At 46.2% G+C, this 13706-nt stretch carries 13 protein-coding genes; 12 read left to right on the forward strand and 1 reads right to left on the reverse strand.

Features of this window, described 5'->3' with window-relative positions; genetic code table 11:
* Positions 1 to 807: 807 nt before the first annotated feature.
* The 7 genes from AC1DUA_RS05965 to pssA all read left to right on the forward strand — a co-directional run bounded on the left by AC1DUA_RS05965 (position 808) and on the right by pssA (position 8667).
* The gene (locus AC1DUA_RS05965; RefSeq protein ID WP_477498850.1) at positions 808 to 1269 is read left to right on the forward strand and encodes a CtsR family transcriptional regulator; all 462 of its coding nucleotides are present in this window, start codon (positions 808 to 810) and stop codon (positions 1267 to 1269) included.
* 13 nt (positions 1270 to 1282) lie between these two features.
* Positions 1283 to 1600: a UvrB/UvrC motif-containing protein gene (locus AC1DUA_RS05970; protein ID WP_477498851.1), complete on the forward strand. Its 318-nt coding sequence runs from the start codon at positions 1283 to 1285 to the stop codon at positions 1598 to 1600.
* Positions 1601 to 1666: 66 nt separating this feature from the next.
* Positions 1667 to 2686 carry a protein arginine kinase gene (locus AC1DUA_RS05975; RefSeq protein ID WP_477498860.1) on the forward strand — a complete coding sequence of 340 codons (1020 nt, stop codon included), beginning with the start codon at positions 1667 to 1669 and terminating at the stop codon, positions 2684 to 2686.
* Positions 2687 to 2745: 59 nt separating this feature from the next.
* A complete protein-coding gene (gene clpC / locus AC1DUA_RS05980; RefSeq protein WP_477498852.1) occupies positions 2746 to 5187 on the forward strand; it encodes an ATP-dependent protease ATP-binding subunit ClpC in 2442 nt (813 codons plus the stop codon).
* A gap of 156 nt (positions 5188 to 5343) precedes the next feature.
* Positions 5344 to 6711, forward strand: coding sequence for a DNA repair protein RadA (radA, locus tag AC1DUA_RS05985; RefSeq protein WP_477498853.1), 1368 nt, complete (start codon positions 5344 to 5346; stop codon positions 6709 to 6711).
* 40 nt (positions 6712 to 6751) lie between these two features.
* The gene (gene disA / locus AC1DUA_RS05990) at positions 6752 to 7831 is read left to right on the forward strand and encodes a DNA integrity scanning diadenylate cyclase DisA (RefSeq protein ID WP_477498854.1); all 1080 of its coding nucleotides are present in this window, start codon (positions 6752 to 6754) and stop codon (positions 7829 to 7831) included.
* A gap of 86 nt (positions 7832 to 7917) precedes the next feature.
* Positions 7918 to 8667: a CDP-diacylglycerol--serine O-phosphatidyltransferase gene (gene pssA / locus AC1DUA_RS05995; RefSeq protein ID WP_161407580.1), complete on the forward strand. Its 750-nt coding sequence runs from the start codon at positions 7918 to 7920 to the stop codon at positions 8665 to 8667.
* 87 nt (positions 8668 to 8754) lie between these two features.
* Here pssA and AC1DUA_RS06000 read toward each other — a convergent pair whose 3' ends face one another.
* On the reverse strand, positions 8755 to 9150 hold the full coding sequence (locus tag AC1DUA_RS06000; protein ID WP_127457569.1) for a DUF1573 domain-containing protein: 396 nt from the start codon (positions 9148 to 9150) through the stop codon (positions 8755 to 8757).
* 156 nt (positions 9151 to 9306) lie between these two features.
* On the opposite strand from AC1DUA_RS06000, the gene AC1DUA_RS06005 reads away from it, so the two are divergent.
* The 5 genes from AC1DUA_RS06005 to AC1DUA_RS06025 form a co-directional block, all read left to right on the forward strand.
* The gene (locus AC1DUA_RS06005; protein WP_477498855.1) at positions 9307 to 10374 is read left to right on the forward strand and encodes a PIN/TRAM domain-containing protein; all 1068 of its coding nucleotides are present in this window, start codon (positions 9307 to 9309) and stop codon (positions 10372 to 10374) included.
* 113 nt (positions 10375 to 10487) lie between these two features.
* A complete protein-coding gene (ispD, locus tag AC1DUA_RS06010; protein ID WP_477498856.1) occupies positions 10488 to 11192 on the forward strand; it encodes a 2-C-methyl-D-erythritol 4-phosphate cytidylyltransferase in 705 nt (234 codons plus the stop codon).
* Entirely contained in the window at positions 11189 to 11674 is a 486-nt protein-coding gene (ispF, locus tag AC1DUA_RS06015) for a 2-C-methyl-D-erythritol 2,4-cyclodiphosphate synthase (RefSeq protein ID WP_477498857.1), read from the forward strand. The genes ispD and ispF overlap by 4 nt, the downstream gene beginning before the upstream one ends.
* 30 nt (positions 11675 to 11704) lie before the next feature.
* Entirely contained in the window at positions 11705 to 13159 is a 1455-nt protein-coding gene (gltX, locus tag AC1DUA_RS06020; RefSeq protein ID WP_477498858.1) for a glutamate--tRNA ligase, read from the forward strand.
* Positions 13160 to 13505: 346 nt separating this feature from the next.
* Positions 13506 to 13706: serine O-acetyltransferase (locus AC1DUA_RS06025; RefSeq protein WP_477498859.1), on the forward strand; the 201-nt coding region annotated here is incomplete at its 3' end.

Consider the following 13706-nt stretch of genomic DNA (forward strand, 5'->3'; position numbering starts at 1 on the left):
TCAAAGCGTGGTTTGCGCCTTGAAAACTAGATACGAAACTTGCGTAAAGGTAAGAATTTCTTAGGTTTTCTGGGCCCCGAGAAAGTATTCGGATTCAGCTACAGAGCTTATCTTCACTTTCTTGGGTACATTTGGTTAAGCCCTCCAGCGTCGATGGTACTTGAACCGCAGGGTTCTGGGAGAGTAGAACGTTGCCAAGCACACTGAAGAACCTTACAAGGAGAAATCCTCGTAAGGTTTTTTTGTYGTCTGCTGCCTCTGYCAAAGGCTCCCGAGTAGCCCAACTGTAAAAAGTACAGTAAAATTACGGCACTYTCCCCATTTTGACCRATTACCTGCATTTCCTACAGCTAAATCAAGCGAAAACGCCRRRATCGTCTGATTCACCTGAAATTACCTGCACTTTTTACATCAATGTTGGCCAATCCGAGTATTTGAGCATAATTAGCTGCACTTTTTACATCAATGTTGGTCAATCCAAGCATTGGAGCATAATTACCTGCACTTTTTGCAGTTAACTTTGCTGCCGCCCACTCTGCCTATGCGCGCCAGCCCCCGCCATAATCGGCAAAGCAGCAGTCCATCCCACCTACAACCCCAAAAAAAGGAACAGCCCCTGACGTTAAGCAGGGGTATTTTTGTAAATACTGAGAGTAAGCTGTGAAAATGCTCAGTTTTTTATATACGGCAATGTTTAGCTGCAGCACTTGTCAAAAAGAAAGGAAATGATTATAATCTAGTTAAGGTCAAAGAAAGTCAAAGTCAATCAAAGTCAATTTACTTCTAGCAGTCTGGGAGGATGAATTGATGCGTAACGTATCAGAAATTATTGAGCAGTATTTAAAGCATGTCCTTCAACAAAGCTCTGAAGGAGCCATCGAGATTCAACGAAACGATCTAGCGGATCAATTCCAGTGTGTGCCTTCCCAAATCAATTATGTGATTAGTACAAGGTTCACGCTGGAAAAGGGTTACCTCGTGGAGAGTAAGCGTGGTGGTGGCGGGTACATTCGTATCCAGAAGATTGAGCTTAAGAGTCATGGATCGATATTGGATCATATTTTTCGAACGATTCATACACACATAGATCAAGTCGCTTCTGAGGGACTCATTTACCAGCTGCTGGAAGGCCACTATATTTCAACACGAGAAGCCAATTTGATTCGGGCAGCGATATCCAGAGATGTGTTGACCTTCAAGCTCCCGCTGCGCGATGAAATTCGAGCTAAGATCCTTACAGCGATGCTGATATCCTTGCTTAGCAGATGAGGAGGCATATGAAATGATTTGTCAGGAATGCGGGAAACGACCGGCGACTCTTCATTTTACCAAGATTGTGAATGGAGACAAGAACGAGTTCCACATTTGTGAGAATTGCGCCCGCGAGAAGGGTGAAATGATTCCTGGGACATCTGGCGGTTTTTCGATTCATAATCTTTTATCAGGATTACTTGATTTCGAACCTTCCTCTCTATCCAAGCGGGAAATCGATACGCTTAAGAAGGATATGATGACCTGCATTGAAGCAGAGGAATTCGAACAAGCGGCGAAGATCAGGGACCAAATTCGCGAGATAGAGAAGAAAATTGCCGGATTGTGATTTTGTAAGGAAGGTGTGAATCCAGTGACACTACAGCGGTTTACAGGAGATGCATTGAGCGAATGGATGAAGGGAGAGGGGCCGGAATCGGATATTGTCATCAGCAGTCGAATCCGTATTGCGCGCAACCTCAGAGACTACCCTTACCCGATGCTAGCTACCAATCAACAATCACAAGAAGTACTGGATCAGTTATCCGGCGTGCTGGAGAATGATGAGCTGGAGACGATCAGTAACTTTTCGCTTATTCCGCTGTCTGACCTTAACGAGCTTGAGCGAATGGTTCTTGTTGAGAAGCATTTAATTAGTCCCAACTTAGCTAACGAATCCAGGAATGGTGCAGTTATTTTAAGCGAAAATGAATCCATCAGCATTATGATCAATGAAGAGGATCATCTTCGCATACAATGCTTATGCCCAGGCTTCCAAATCAAGGAAGTTTGGGACTTGGCGAACCAAATTGATGATATTTTTGAAACCCAGCTGGATTACGGCTATGATGAAAAGAGGGGCTACCTAACAAGCTGCCCTACTAATGTCGGAACCGGGATTCGCGCTTCAGTGATGATGCATTTACCCGCTCTGGTGCTCAGCCAACAGATCAATCGGATTTTATCCGCTGTTACACAAGTTGGATTGACGGTTAGAGGATTATATGGGGAAGGCAGCGAAGCATTAGGTAATCTGTTCCAAATTTCGAATCAGATTACGTTAGGACAATCCGAAGACGAGATTATTGATAATTTACACAGTGTTGCAAGGCAAATTATTGAGCATGAGCGTGCTGCAAGGCATAAGCTGATGCAAGAGTCTAGAATGCGTATCATTGATCGCGTGAATCGCTCTCTTGGTATTTTGTCTTACGCAGGAATTATGGACTCTAAGGAGGCTGCGCAGCGCCTGTCGGATGTGCGATTGGGCATAGACCTTGGGATTATCAATAATGTTTCTTCTGATGTTTTGAATGAACTGCTGGTCATGACGCAGCCTGGCTTTCTTCAGCAATATGCTGGTGAGAAGCTGAGCGCCGATGAGCGTGACATGCGTCGAGCTGAGCTGATTCGAGAGAAATTCGGCAGGGTATAGTCAGTTAAGATTCATCCTTTAGGTTTTCCATAGATATACTACTTTTGGAGGTGTTCTCTATGATGTTTGGCAGATTTACAGAACGTGCGCAAAAGGTGCTTTCTTTGGCTCAAGAGGAAGCAGTTCGCTTAGGGCATAACAATATTGGTACTGAGCACATTTTGCTGGGTCTTATTCGTGAAGGGGAAGGTATCGCCGCTAAAGCACTTGTTGCTTTGGGCCTGGGTCTTGAAAAAATTCAAGATGAAGTCGAATCCCTGATCGGCAGAGGACAAGAGCAGCCTACCAACATTGCGTATACACCTAGAGCGAAAAAGGTCATTGAGTTGTCCATGGATGAGGCAAGAAAATTAGGTCACACGTACGTGGGGACTGAACATATTTTACTAGGGCTAATTCGTGAGGGCGAAGGCGTTGCTGCGAGAGTCCTTAACAATCTTGGTGTTTCTTTGAACAAAGCTCGCCAGCAAGTTCTTCAATTGTTAGGCAGCAGTGAGACAGTGTCTCCAAGCCACGGCAACACTCAGAATGTGAATACGCCTACGCTAGATGGTTTAGCGAGAGATCTAACTGCTTATGCCAAAGAGGGTCACCTGGATCCAGTTATCGGGCGTAGCAAAGASATCGAACGTGTGATCCAAGTGTTAAGCCGCAGAACCAAAAACAATCCGGTGCTGATCGGTGAGCCGGGGGTTGGTAAAACGGCAATTGCCGAAGGCCTCGCTCAGAAAATCATTAATAATGAAATTCCGGAAACGTTGAAGGATAAAAGGGTTATGACACTCGATATGGGTTCTGTAGTAGCAGGCACCAAATATCGCGGTGAATTTGAGGATCGTCTCAAAAAGATCATGGACGAAATTCGGCAAGCGGGCAACATCGTGCTCTTCATCGATGAACTTCATACTTTGATCGGCGCTGGTGGTGCTGAAGGTGCAATTGATGCCTCCAACATCTTGAAACCGGCATTGGCCAGAGGAGAGTTGCAATGCATCGGTGCTACAACGCTTGATGAATACCGCAAATATATCGAGAAGGATGCTGCGCTTGAGCGTCGTTTCCAACCAATTACGGTGGATCAACCGTCCCCAGATGAAGCCGTCCAAATCCTATACGGTCTGCGTGACCGCTACGAAGCTCACCACCGTGTGAAAATTACGGATGCTGCTATTCAAGAGGCTGTTAAGCTATCTGACCGCTACATTACAGATCGTTTCTTACCGGATAAAGCAATTGACTTGATCGATGAGGCTAGTTCCAAAGTAAGATTACGTTCTTACACGATACCGCCTTCATTGAAACAGCTAGAGAACAAGCTGGAAGATATCCGTAAGGAGAAGGATGCCGCGGTTCAAAGCCAGGAGTTCGAGAAAGCGGCTGGGCTTCGTGACACTGAACAGAAGCTTCGCGAAGAACTGGATACGACGAAAAACGACTGGAAAGAAAAACAAGGTCGTTTGGATACAGAAGTAACGCCAGATGATATCGCTCAAATCGTAGCAAGCTGGACAGGGATTCCTGTTAGCAAGTTGGCGGAAGAGGAGACAGATCGTCTGCTCAAAATGGAAGACATTCTTCATGAGCGTGTCATTGGCCAAGAAGAAGCGGTTAAAGCCGTCAGCCGCGCAATCCGCCGTGCTAGAGCAGGTCTCAAAGATCCGAAGCGTCCAATGGGCTCCTTCATCTTCCTAGGACCTACTGGTGTAGGTAAAACCGAGTTAGCGCGCGCGTTAGCTGAATCTCTATTCGGTGACGATAACGCTGTAGTTCGGATCGACATGTCGGAATACATGGAGAAACACTCGACGTCTCGTTTGGTCGGAGCGCCTCCAGGGTACGTTGGCTATGAAGAAGGTGGCCAACTGACAGAGAAAGTTCGCCGTAAACCATACTCGGTTGTACTGCTCGATGAGATCGAGAAAGCACATCCAGAAGTTTTCAATATTCTGCTGCAAGTGCTGGAAGATGGTCGTTTGACAGATTCCAAAGGACGTACAGTCGATTTCCGCAACACATTGATCATTATGACTTCCAACGTAGGCGCGGATATGATTAAGAAAAACTCTTCACTTGGCTTCACAGCTGCTCTTGATGCTGGTAGAGATTATACCAACATGAAAGATAAAGTGATGGGCGAGCTCAAGAAAAGTTTCCGTCCTGAGTTCCTTAACCGGATCGACGAAATCATCGTCTTCCACTCCTTGGATGAGAAGCATATCGCCGAAATTGTTACTTTGATGGCCGATGATCTTCGCAAACGTCTGAAAGAACAAGAGGTTGACTTCTTGCTGACAGACAAAGCCAAAACGTTCCTGGCCAAAGAAGGGTACGACCCGACTTACGGCGCAAGACCGCTTCGTAGAGCCATCCAGAAGCATATTGAGGACCGTTTGTCTGAGGAGCTTCTCAGAGGCAACATTACTAAGGGCGACTCCTTAACGATTGATGAGAATGAAGGCGAGCTGGTTGTCCTGAAGGGCGAAGGCGTAGCAGCTAAATAAAGCAAGCAAAGAAGCATTTTGCTGCATCCGGTTCTTGGGTGTGGCAAAATGCTTTTTATTTTCAGATGACCTTTCATGGACTTCGTAAAAATGGTAAACTTTATTGGTAAGGATAGCCAAATATAGAATTGAAAGATCTAAGGAGTCACTTACGTCATGAGTAAACAGAAAACGAAATTTTGCTGTCAAGAATGCGGTTATGAATCGCCAAAATGGATGGGCAAGTGCCCAGGTTGTCAATCTTGGAATACGATGGTAGAAGAAGTCGAAACGGTTGTGCGTACAAAGGGTATGAATTCTTCTGCTCCTCGCACGAAAGAAAAACCGACCCCCATCATACATATAGAAAGTAGCCCAGAGCCTAGGGTTGTGACCAGCAATAAAGAATTGAATCGCGTCTTAGGCGGAGGTATTGTGCCTGGATCTTTGATTCTCGTAGGTGGGGATCCGGGGATCGGGAAATCAACGTTACTGCTCCAAACTTCTTTCGAGCTGACGCAAGCACATCAGAAAGTTCTATATATATCGGGGGAAGAGTCTGTTAAACAGACGAAACTTCGAGCGGATCGCTTGAATGCATCATCTCCGCTGCTCTATGTTCTTTGTGAAACGAACCTGGAACTTATTGAGGAAGCTATTCAAGAAATTGAACCAGATTTCTTGGTGATTGACTCCATTCAGACTGTCTACCATCCTGCCATTACATCGGCCCCAGGAACCGTTTCGCAAGTCCGGGAATGTACGGGTCACTTTATGAGAATAGCTAAGGGGAAAGGTATTGCAACGGTCCTTGTCGGCCACGTGACGAAGGAAGGTGCTATTGCGGGACCTAGGATGCTGGAACACATGGTCGATTGCGTCCTTTACTTCGAAGGAGAGCGGCATCACTCTTACCGCGTGCTTCGTGCAGTCAAGAATCGATTCGGGTCTACGAATGAGATCGGAATTTTTGAGATGCAAGAAGCAGGACTTGTCGAAGTAAGCAACCCTTCCGAACTGTTCCTATCCGAGAGGCCACTTGGTGTTGCCGGCTCTACCGTGGTTGCGAGCATGGAAGGAACGCGTCCGGTGCTGGTAGAGATTCAGGCGTTGGTTTCTTCGACGAATTTCCCATCTCCCAGAAGGATGGCGACTGGTGTCGATCATAACCGACTTTCTTTGATCATTGCCGTTTTAGAGAAACGTATGGGAATGTTCCTTCAGAATCAGGACGCTTACCTGAACGTGGCTGGCGGCGTCAAACTTGATGAACCTGCCGTCGATTTAGCCATAGCGATTAGTATCGCATCCAGCTTCCGGGATCACGCTACGAGACCTTTTGACGTCGTGTTCGGTGAGATCGGGTTGACCGGAGAAGTCCGCGGTGTATCCCGGATTGATCAACGGGTGAAGGAAGCGGAGAAGTTAGGATTCCGCAGAGTTATTATGCCAGAGAAAAGTTTGAAGGGGTGGACGCATCCGCCCGGTATGGAGATTATTGGGGTGAATACGGTGTCGGAAGCATTGAAAGCGGCACTGGAGTAGCTCTTGAATCATTCAACCTGCAAGCCTTCAGGAGGACTATATGAGTAAAGAAGAGATAAAGCGAGACGTCATGAGCCAATTGCTGCAAATGGTAGCCCCTGGCACACCGTTCCGTGACGGTTTGGAGAATGTTTTACGCGCCAAAACGGGCGGACTTATTGTTGTTGGATATAGCGCGGAAGTAAGGGAAATCGTCGATGGCGGATTTTCGATCGATTGTGATTTTTCGCCCAATTATTTATATGAACTGGCCAAAATGGATGGAGCGATCATCCTGAGCGAAGATATCAAACGTATTCTCTATGCGAATACGCAATTAATTCCGGATTCTTCGATTTCCTCTTCGGAAACAGGAATCCGCCATCGGACAGCTGAACGTGTTGCGAAGCAAACGAATAAGTTAGTTGTTTCGATTTCGCAGCGACGCAATGTCATCACCCTTTATCAAGGCAACTTGCGCTATGCGCTCAAAGATATAGGCGTTATATTAACGAAAGCTAATCAAGCCATCCAAACGTTGGAACGGTACAAAGTTGTTTTGGATCAGTCGCTGACGAACCTGAGTGCGTCGGAGTTTGAAGAGCTTGTTACGCTGCACGATGTCACCAATGTCATTGCTCGTTTTGAAATGGTGCTGCGCATTAAGGCAGAAATCAACCGTTATATTAACGAGTTGGGCAATGAAGGCCGATTAATTAGCATGCAATTGGAAGAACTTGTTGGCAATGCGGAACTTGAAGCGCGTTTGCTCGTAAAAGATTATGTAAGGGAATTATCCGAGGACCGAGTCAAAGAAATGCAAGCTGGCTTGAAGCGGTTATCTTCGGATGAATTGCTGGAACCGCACCAAATTATTCGATTACTCGGCTATCCGCATACGAATTCAATTGCTGAAGAGCCAGTTTCCCCACGTGGATTCAGGGTTCTTGGGAAAATACCGCGGCTTCCCTCGATCATTATTGCGAATCTTGTAGAGAAATTTGGCTACCTGCCGCACATGATGATGGCAACCATTGAAGAGCTGGATGAAGTTGACGGAATCGGAGAAGTGAGGGCGCGCGCAATTAAAGAGGGCCTCAAAAGAATTCAAGAACAAGTCTTCATTGACAGACATATTTAAAGTGGATACAATCATAAAGTATCTATTGTTGAGGTTTTATAAAGTCAAGTTTAGGGCATAGTAAATCCAGAGGTGGACAAAAAAATATGTTAACAAAATCAATTCCCAGTCTTTTTACAGTAGGGAACTTATTCCTAGGTGTTCTGTCGATAATTCTCGCTTTCAGTGGTGAGCATGGTATCGCAGCTGTACTTGTCATTGTTGCCATGTTGCTTGATGGTCTTGATGGTCGTGTAGCACGGGCATTGAATGCACAAAGTGAATTTGGTAAAGAGCTAGACTCGCTCTCCGACGTAATTTCTTTCGGTGTAGCACCTGCCTTTATCATGTATGTAGTAGCTTTTAATGATCCGAGTGTGATCAGTCCGGCATTTGCTTGGATCGTCACGGCGATCTTCCCCATTTGTGGAGCACTTCGTTTGGCTCGCTTCAATGTTGTTGCTGGTACACCTGGCTATTTCATCGGGTTGCCGATTCCAGCTGCAGGTGGTGTGCTTTGTACCTTAGCGTTGTTTGTGAACGAAATTAACGTCTATGTGCTTTTGGTAAGTACAATTATGTTGTCTTACTTGATGGTAAGTACAGTGAAGTACCCGAACTTCAAGAAAGCGGGTATTCCTAAAGCAGCAATCTGGATTACACCAGTTATCGTTGCTGTGGCAGTCTTGATTGCAATTAAATGGCCTGAGTCCATTTCCAAAATGATCTTCGTACCTCTTCTATTGTACGCGCTTTATGGCTTAAAAAAAAACGTTGATGGATTTTTCATTCGACTCCGCAGAAAGAACAAAAGACGTGGTGTAGACGATTCAAATTCCGTTAAGTCCGACGTTTAATGATGAATTTCCCAAAATAAAAAGCATTTATTTTCTTCTGATCATCTCAGAGAAAATAAATGCTTTTTTGTTTGTTCATCTTCATGTTCATGACATGTTGAAGAGTCCTAGTGTTGTGCATTTCTTGGATTCATTCTCAACGACTTGTTCCAGGTTAACATCAAGAATGTTGCTTAGTGCGGACATATAGAACAAATTCCTGCCCAGTTCACTACTGACAACCTCGATGCATTGTTCACACAGGTGACCGGATACATGAGTGCCCAGCACATCCTTAGCCTCATTCAAAGTCATCTCTGGATGGTACTCTTGCTTCGCTGCGTTGACCTGAATACATCCACATTCTGTAATGGATTTCACCACGGAACGGTTAGCAGCTGCACCGGACTGTTGAAATTTGGATAAGACGTCAAGCAGACTTCGGTGACGGAGTAACAATTCGGATACTTGATCTTGAAACTGCTTTAAAGTCAAGGAGCTCATTCCATCCACCTCGGGTGTGTTGGTAACTTCCAATTTCATTATAATGGAAGCCCCTTAATATTTCAATTTTACATCTGAATAAGTGATTAACGATGGATAAATTGGAACATAATTGTAATGTAGCTTTATTAATATGTTGATGCAGGGGGTGAATCTATGATGAGGAAATGGGTACAGTTCATTTTGGCCATCATGGGTGGTAGTTTAGGTTTTGGATGGAGTGAAGCCGTCCTTCGAACGACAGGTTTCATGAATGAGTCAGRAAAAGCAATAGCCATCAATAGTTTATGCGCGGTAGTTATGTTCATTCTTTCAGCATGGGTTGCAGGCAAGGGGATGAAGCTGCTTGTCAAAGGGGAAAGAAACGTTGCGGACATTCCTGTGTCCGATCTGCTCTCAGGTACATTAGGACTAGTAATTGGACTGCTTATATCGGTATTGGTGTTCCCTGTGCTCGATCAGGTGAAGTGGGCAAGCCCTATTTTACCCTTCGTCGTCTCGGGGGTTCTAGCAGTTATGGGGTTTCGCATTGGTTACAGCAAGCGGGAAGAGCTGGTTCAGATTATTGCGATGAGTCGGGTAGTCGCTCCAGAGAAGCAGACACACCGTCCCTACGAGGAACATAAGATTCTCGATACAAGTGTCATTATTGACGGGCGCATTGCGGATATTTGCAAAACAGGTTTTATCGAAGGCACTCTCGTTATACCGGAGTTCGTCCTGGAAGAACTGCAGCACATTGCAGACTCATCAGACTTGCTTAAGCGGAATCGCGGGCGGCGCGGACTTGATATTTTGAACAAAATCCAAAAGGAACTCGAAGTGAAAGTGCTGATTTATGAAGGCGATTTCGAAGAGATATCCGAAGTAGATAGCAAATTGGTGCGTTTGGCGAAAGTGCTGCAAGGGAAAGTAATTACGAACGATTTTAACCTGAATAAAGTCTGTGAACTGCAAGGGGTATCGGTGCTGAATATTAATGATTTGGCGAATGCCGTGAAGCCTGTAGTTCTGCCGGGTGAAGAAATTATTGTTCAAGTCATTAAAGATGGCAAAGAGCATGGACAAGGTGTCGCTTATCTTGACGATGGTACAATGATTGTTGTGGAAGGTGGACGTGAATTCATTGGAATGACGCTTGAAGTGATGGTAACGAGTGTGCTGCAAACTTCAGCGGGCCGAATGATTTTCGCGAAACCGAAATTATTGGAAAAAGCGCAGTAAAACCAGTATGATAGGGAGATGTAACATAGCACTTACTGTTTATCCTTGGGTCTATGCTTACGCAGTAAGCTTTCGAATAGAAAGCGCTCAGTTGAGTTGGAGGACTTAGGCTTATGGGGAAGCTAGGGGTTATCATCGTGGCAGCGGGCAAGGGCTCGCGCATGGGAACCGCGGAGAGTAAACAATATTTACAACTGGGACAGAAGCCAATTCTGGTACATACGTTGCAATTATTTCAAAACATACATGAAGTGAATGAAATCATTCTAGTTGTTGGCGGAAATGACGTAGAGCGCTGTACAGGCTATGTACAGAGCTATGCGCTTTCCAAGGTCACTCATGTGCTAGCAGGCGGGGCGGAGCGTCAGGATTCCGTCAGACGGGGCCTTGAAGCCTTAGAACAGGGTACCACTTGGGTACTTGTGCATGACGGTGTTCGTCCTTTCGTCAAGAAAGAACATGTGTTCGATTGTCTATCGAAGGCAAAAGATCAGGACGCAGCCGTGCTGGCTGTTCCCGTGAAGGATACGATAAAAGTCGTAGATTCCGAAAAGCGAATACAATCTACACCGGATAGACGAAGCTTGTGGGCCATCCAAACCCCGCAAGCTTTTCGGCTTTCTCTTTTGCAGGAGGCGCATCAACGTGCCCTTCAGGAAGATTTCCTGGGGACAGATGACGCTATGCTGGTAGAGCGGTTAGGAACAACGGTGCATGTTGTTGAAGGGGACTATTACAATATTAAGATAACTACACCGGAAGATTTGCCATGGGCAGAATGGATACTACAGAATGTAAGGGGAGAGGAACAACAATGATTCGTGTAGGACAAGGATTTGATGTTCATCAGTTGGTGGAAGGCCGCAAGTGTATTATTGGAGGCGTGACGGTTCCTTATGAAAAGGGGCTGCTCGGCCACTCCGATGCGGATGTGCTCCTGCATGCAGTTAGCGATGCGATTCTAGGCGCTCTGGGCTTAGGAGATATCGGGAAGCACTTCCCGGATACAGCAGCGGAATTCAAGGATGCGGACAGCTTGGTCCTTTTGAAACACGTATGGCAGCTTGCAAAAGATAAGGGGTACCGTCTGGGGAATACAGATTCCACGATAATTGCCCAGAAGCCTAAGATGGCACCGTACATCCCGCAAATGGTTGAAATTATTGCCGATGCCTTGGAAGCGAAACCGGACCAGGTCAATGTGAAAGCAACAACGACGGAGCAGTTAGGTTTCACGGGCCGAGGCGAAGGAATTGCGGCGCAATCGGTTGTTTGTTTAATTCGAGATGTGCTAGAATAGCAGGTATTATTGGGGAGAGAGGGTATAGTCATGAACCAACCTTTACGTGTGCGCTATGCACCAAGTCCAACGGGACATTTACATATAGGCGGTGCTCGTACAGCACTTTTTGATTATTTATTGGCGCGTCGCCATGGTGGGGCATTTGTTGTGCGCTTTGAAGATACGGATCAAACCCGTCATAAGGAATCCGGCATTGAGGATCAATTGAATGGTCTAAGATGGCTTGGATTAGAGTGGGATGAGAGCGTAGATATCGGAGGCCCGTACGGTCCTTATCGTCAGATGGAAAGACTTGATATTTATCAAACCCACCTCAACCAGCTTCTTCAAAGCGGTCATGCGTATCCTTGTTACTGTTCGGAAGCAGATTTAGAACAGGAGCGGGCAGAGCAGGAAGCACGCGGCGAGATGGGCGGTTACTCCGGGAAGTGCCGTCACTTGACGCCTGAGCAGATTGCCGCCTTTGAAGCGGAGGGCCGTAAGCCTTCAACTCGCTTCCTTGTACCGGCAGACCGGATCATTGGCTTCAAAGATAAGGTTCGCGAGCACGTTGAGTTTGAATCGAATGGGATCGGCGACTTCATTATCGCACGCCCTGACGGGATTCCTACGTATAACTTTGCTGTAATCGTAGATGACCACATGATGAAAATCAATTTGGTTATTCGCGGGGAAGAGCATCTGTCCAATACCCCTAGACAAATTCTGATGTACGAAGCTCTCGGTATGCCTGTTCCGGAATTCGCTCACTTGGCGCTGATCCTCAACCAGGACCGCAAGAAAATGAGCAAACGGGATGAGTCTATTATCCAGTTTATCGAGCAGTATCGGGAGCTAGGTTATTTACCGGAAGCTGTTGTGAACTTTATCGCTCTGCTAGGATGGTCTCCAGGCGGCGAAGAAGAGATGTTTACGAAGGAAGAATTGATCGCCCAGTTTGACCTCGATCGTGTATCGAAGAGTCCAGCTGTCTTTGATATGGATAAATTGAACTGGATGAACAACGCCTATTTGAAAAAAGCTCCGCTCTCGCGCGTTGTCGAGCTTTGTGTGCCTCATCTGCAAAAGGCCGGATACATCGAACCACAGTTGGACGAAGCGGGTCAGGCTTGGGTGACGGCTCTGATCGGCCTCAACCAAGAGAGAATGCGCTTCGCCGCGGAAATTGTCGAACTATCCAGCATCTTCTTCAAAGAAGAGCTTGTTATCGACGAGGAAGCAGCGGCTATTTTGAAAGAAGAGCATGTACCCGTCGTATTGACCAGTTTCTTGGGTCAAGTCGAGCAAGCGGAGTCTTTCACAGTAGAGGCTATCCCTGCCTTATTGAAACAAGTCCAGAAGGATACAGGTTATAAAGGGAAGCAATTGTTTATGTCGATCCGTTCCGCACTGACAGGACAAGTGCATGGACCTGACCTAAATGTGTCGCTTTACCTACTTGGAAAAGAAAAAGTCGCTGCTCGGTTGCGGAACTTATTGTAATATAGGGTGCTTTTCGCTATACTTAGTTCAATAAGGAATGCAATGATCAGGAGAGTACGCTTATTTAGGGATTTATCAGAGAGGATAATCGGAGCCGTCAGGCTCTGGCTGTGAGTTATCCATTCCCTTTAACCGGAAATGCACCTGGGAGCTGCCGCGCCGAATACTCGGTTTCAGAGTAGGGTAGGCGCAGCCGAAATACCCACGTTACGGGTTATTGAGTTGGGAGACTTCCGAGTCACCAAGCAGAGTGGAACCGCGATTAATCACGCCTCTGCAGCCATATGGCTGCGGGGGCTTTTTATTATACGCAGGAGTTTGATTTCCTACAAAAGAAGGTGAGAGYATGTGGCAAACGATCAGATCTGATATTTCCGCCGTATTCGATAACGACCCGGCTGCACGCAGCTGGTTTGAGGTTGTGTTTACGTACTCTGGCCTTCACGCGATATGGGCACATCGAATAGGTCATTGGTTTTATAAAAGAAAGATGTTCACAATTGCCCGTGTTGTTTCCCAGTGGAGCCGTTTCATGACAGGTATCGAG

The organism is Paenibacillus sp. 01T422, assembly GCF_056398785.1.

Excerpts from the sequence above, each read along its gene's own strand:
- AC1DUA_RS05965 (WP_477498850.1), top strand. The coding sequence starts at position 808 with ATGCGTAACGTATCAGAAATTATTGAGCAGTATTTAAAGCATGTCCTT.
- AC1DUA_RS05970 (WP_477498851.1), top strand. The coding sequence starts at position 1,283 with ATGATTTGTCAGGAATGCGGGAAACGACCGGCGACTCTTCATTTTACC.
- AC1DUA_RS05975 (WP_477498860.1), top strand. The coding sequence starts at position 1,667 with ATGAAGGGAGAGGGGCCGGAATCGGATATTGTCATCAGCAGTCGAATC.
- radA (WP_477498853.1), top strand. The coding sequence starts at position 5,344 with ATGAGTAAACAGAAAACGAAATTTTGCTGTCAAGAATGCGGTTATGAA.
- disA (WP_477498854.1), top strand. The coding sequence starts at position 6,752 with ATGAGTAAAGAAGAGATAAAGCGAGACGTCATGAGCCAATTGCTGCAA.
- pssA (WP_161407580.1), top strand. The coding sequence starts at position 7,918 with ATGTTAACAAAATCAATTCCCAGTCTTTTTACAGTAGGGAACTTATTC.
- AC1DUA_RS06000 (WP_127457569.1), bottom strand. The coding sequence starts at position 9,150 with ATGAGCTCCTTGACTTTAAAGCAGTTTCAAGATCAAGTATCCGAATTG.
- ispD (WP_477498856.1), top strand. The coding sequence starts at position 10,488 with ATGGGGAAGCTAGGGGTTATCATCGTGGCAGCGGGCAAGGGCTCGCGC.
- ispF (WP_477498857.1), top strand. The coding sequence starts at position 11,189 with ATGATTCGTGTAGGACAAGGATTTGATGTTCATCAGTTGGTGGAAGGC.
- gltX (WP_477498858.1), top strand. The coding sequence starts at position 11,705 with ATGAACCAACCTTTACGTGTGCGCTATGCACCAAGTCCAACGGGACAT.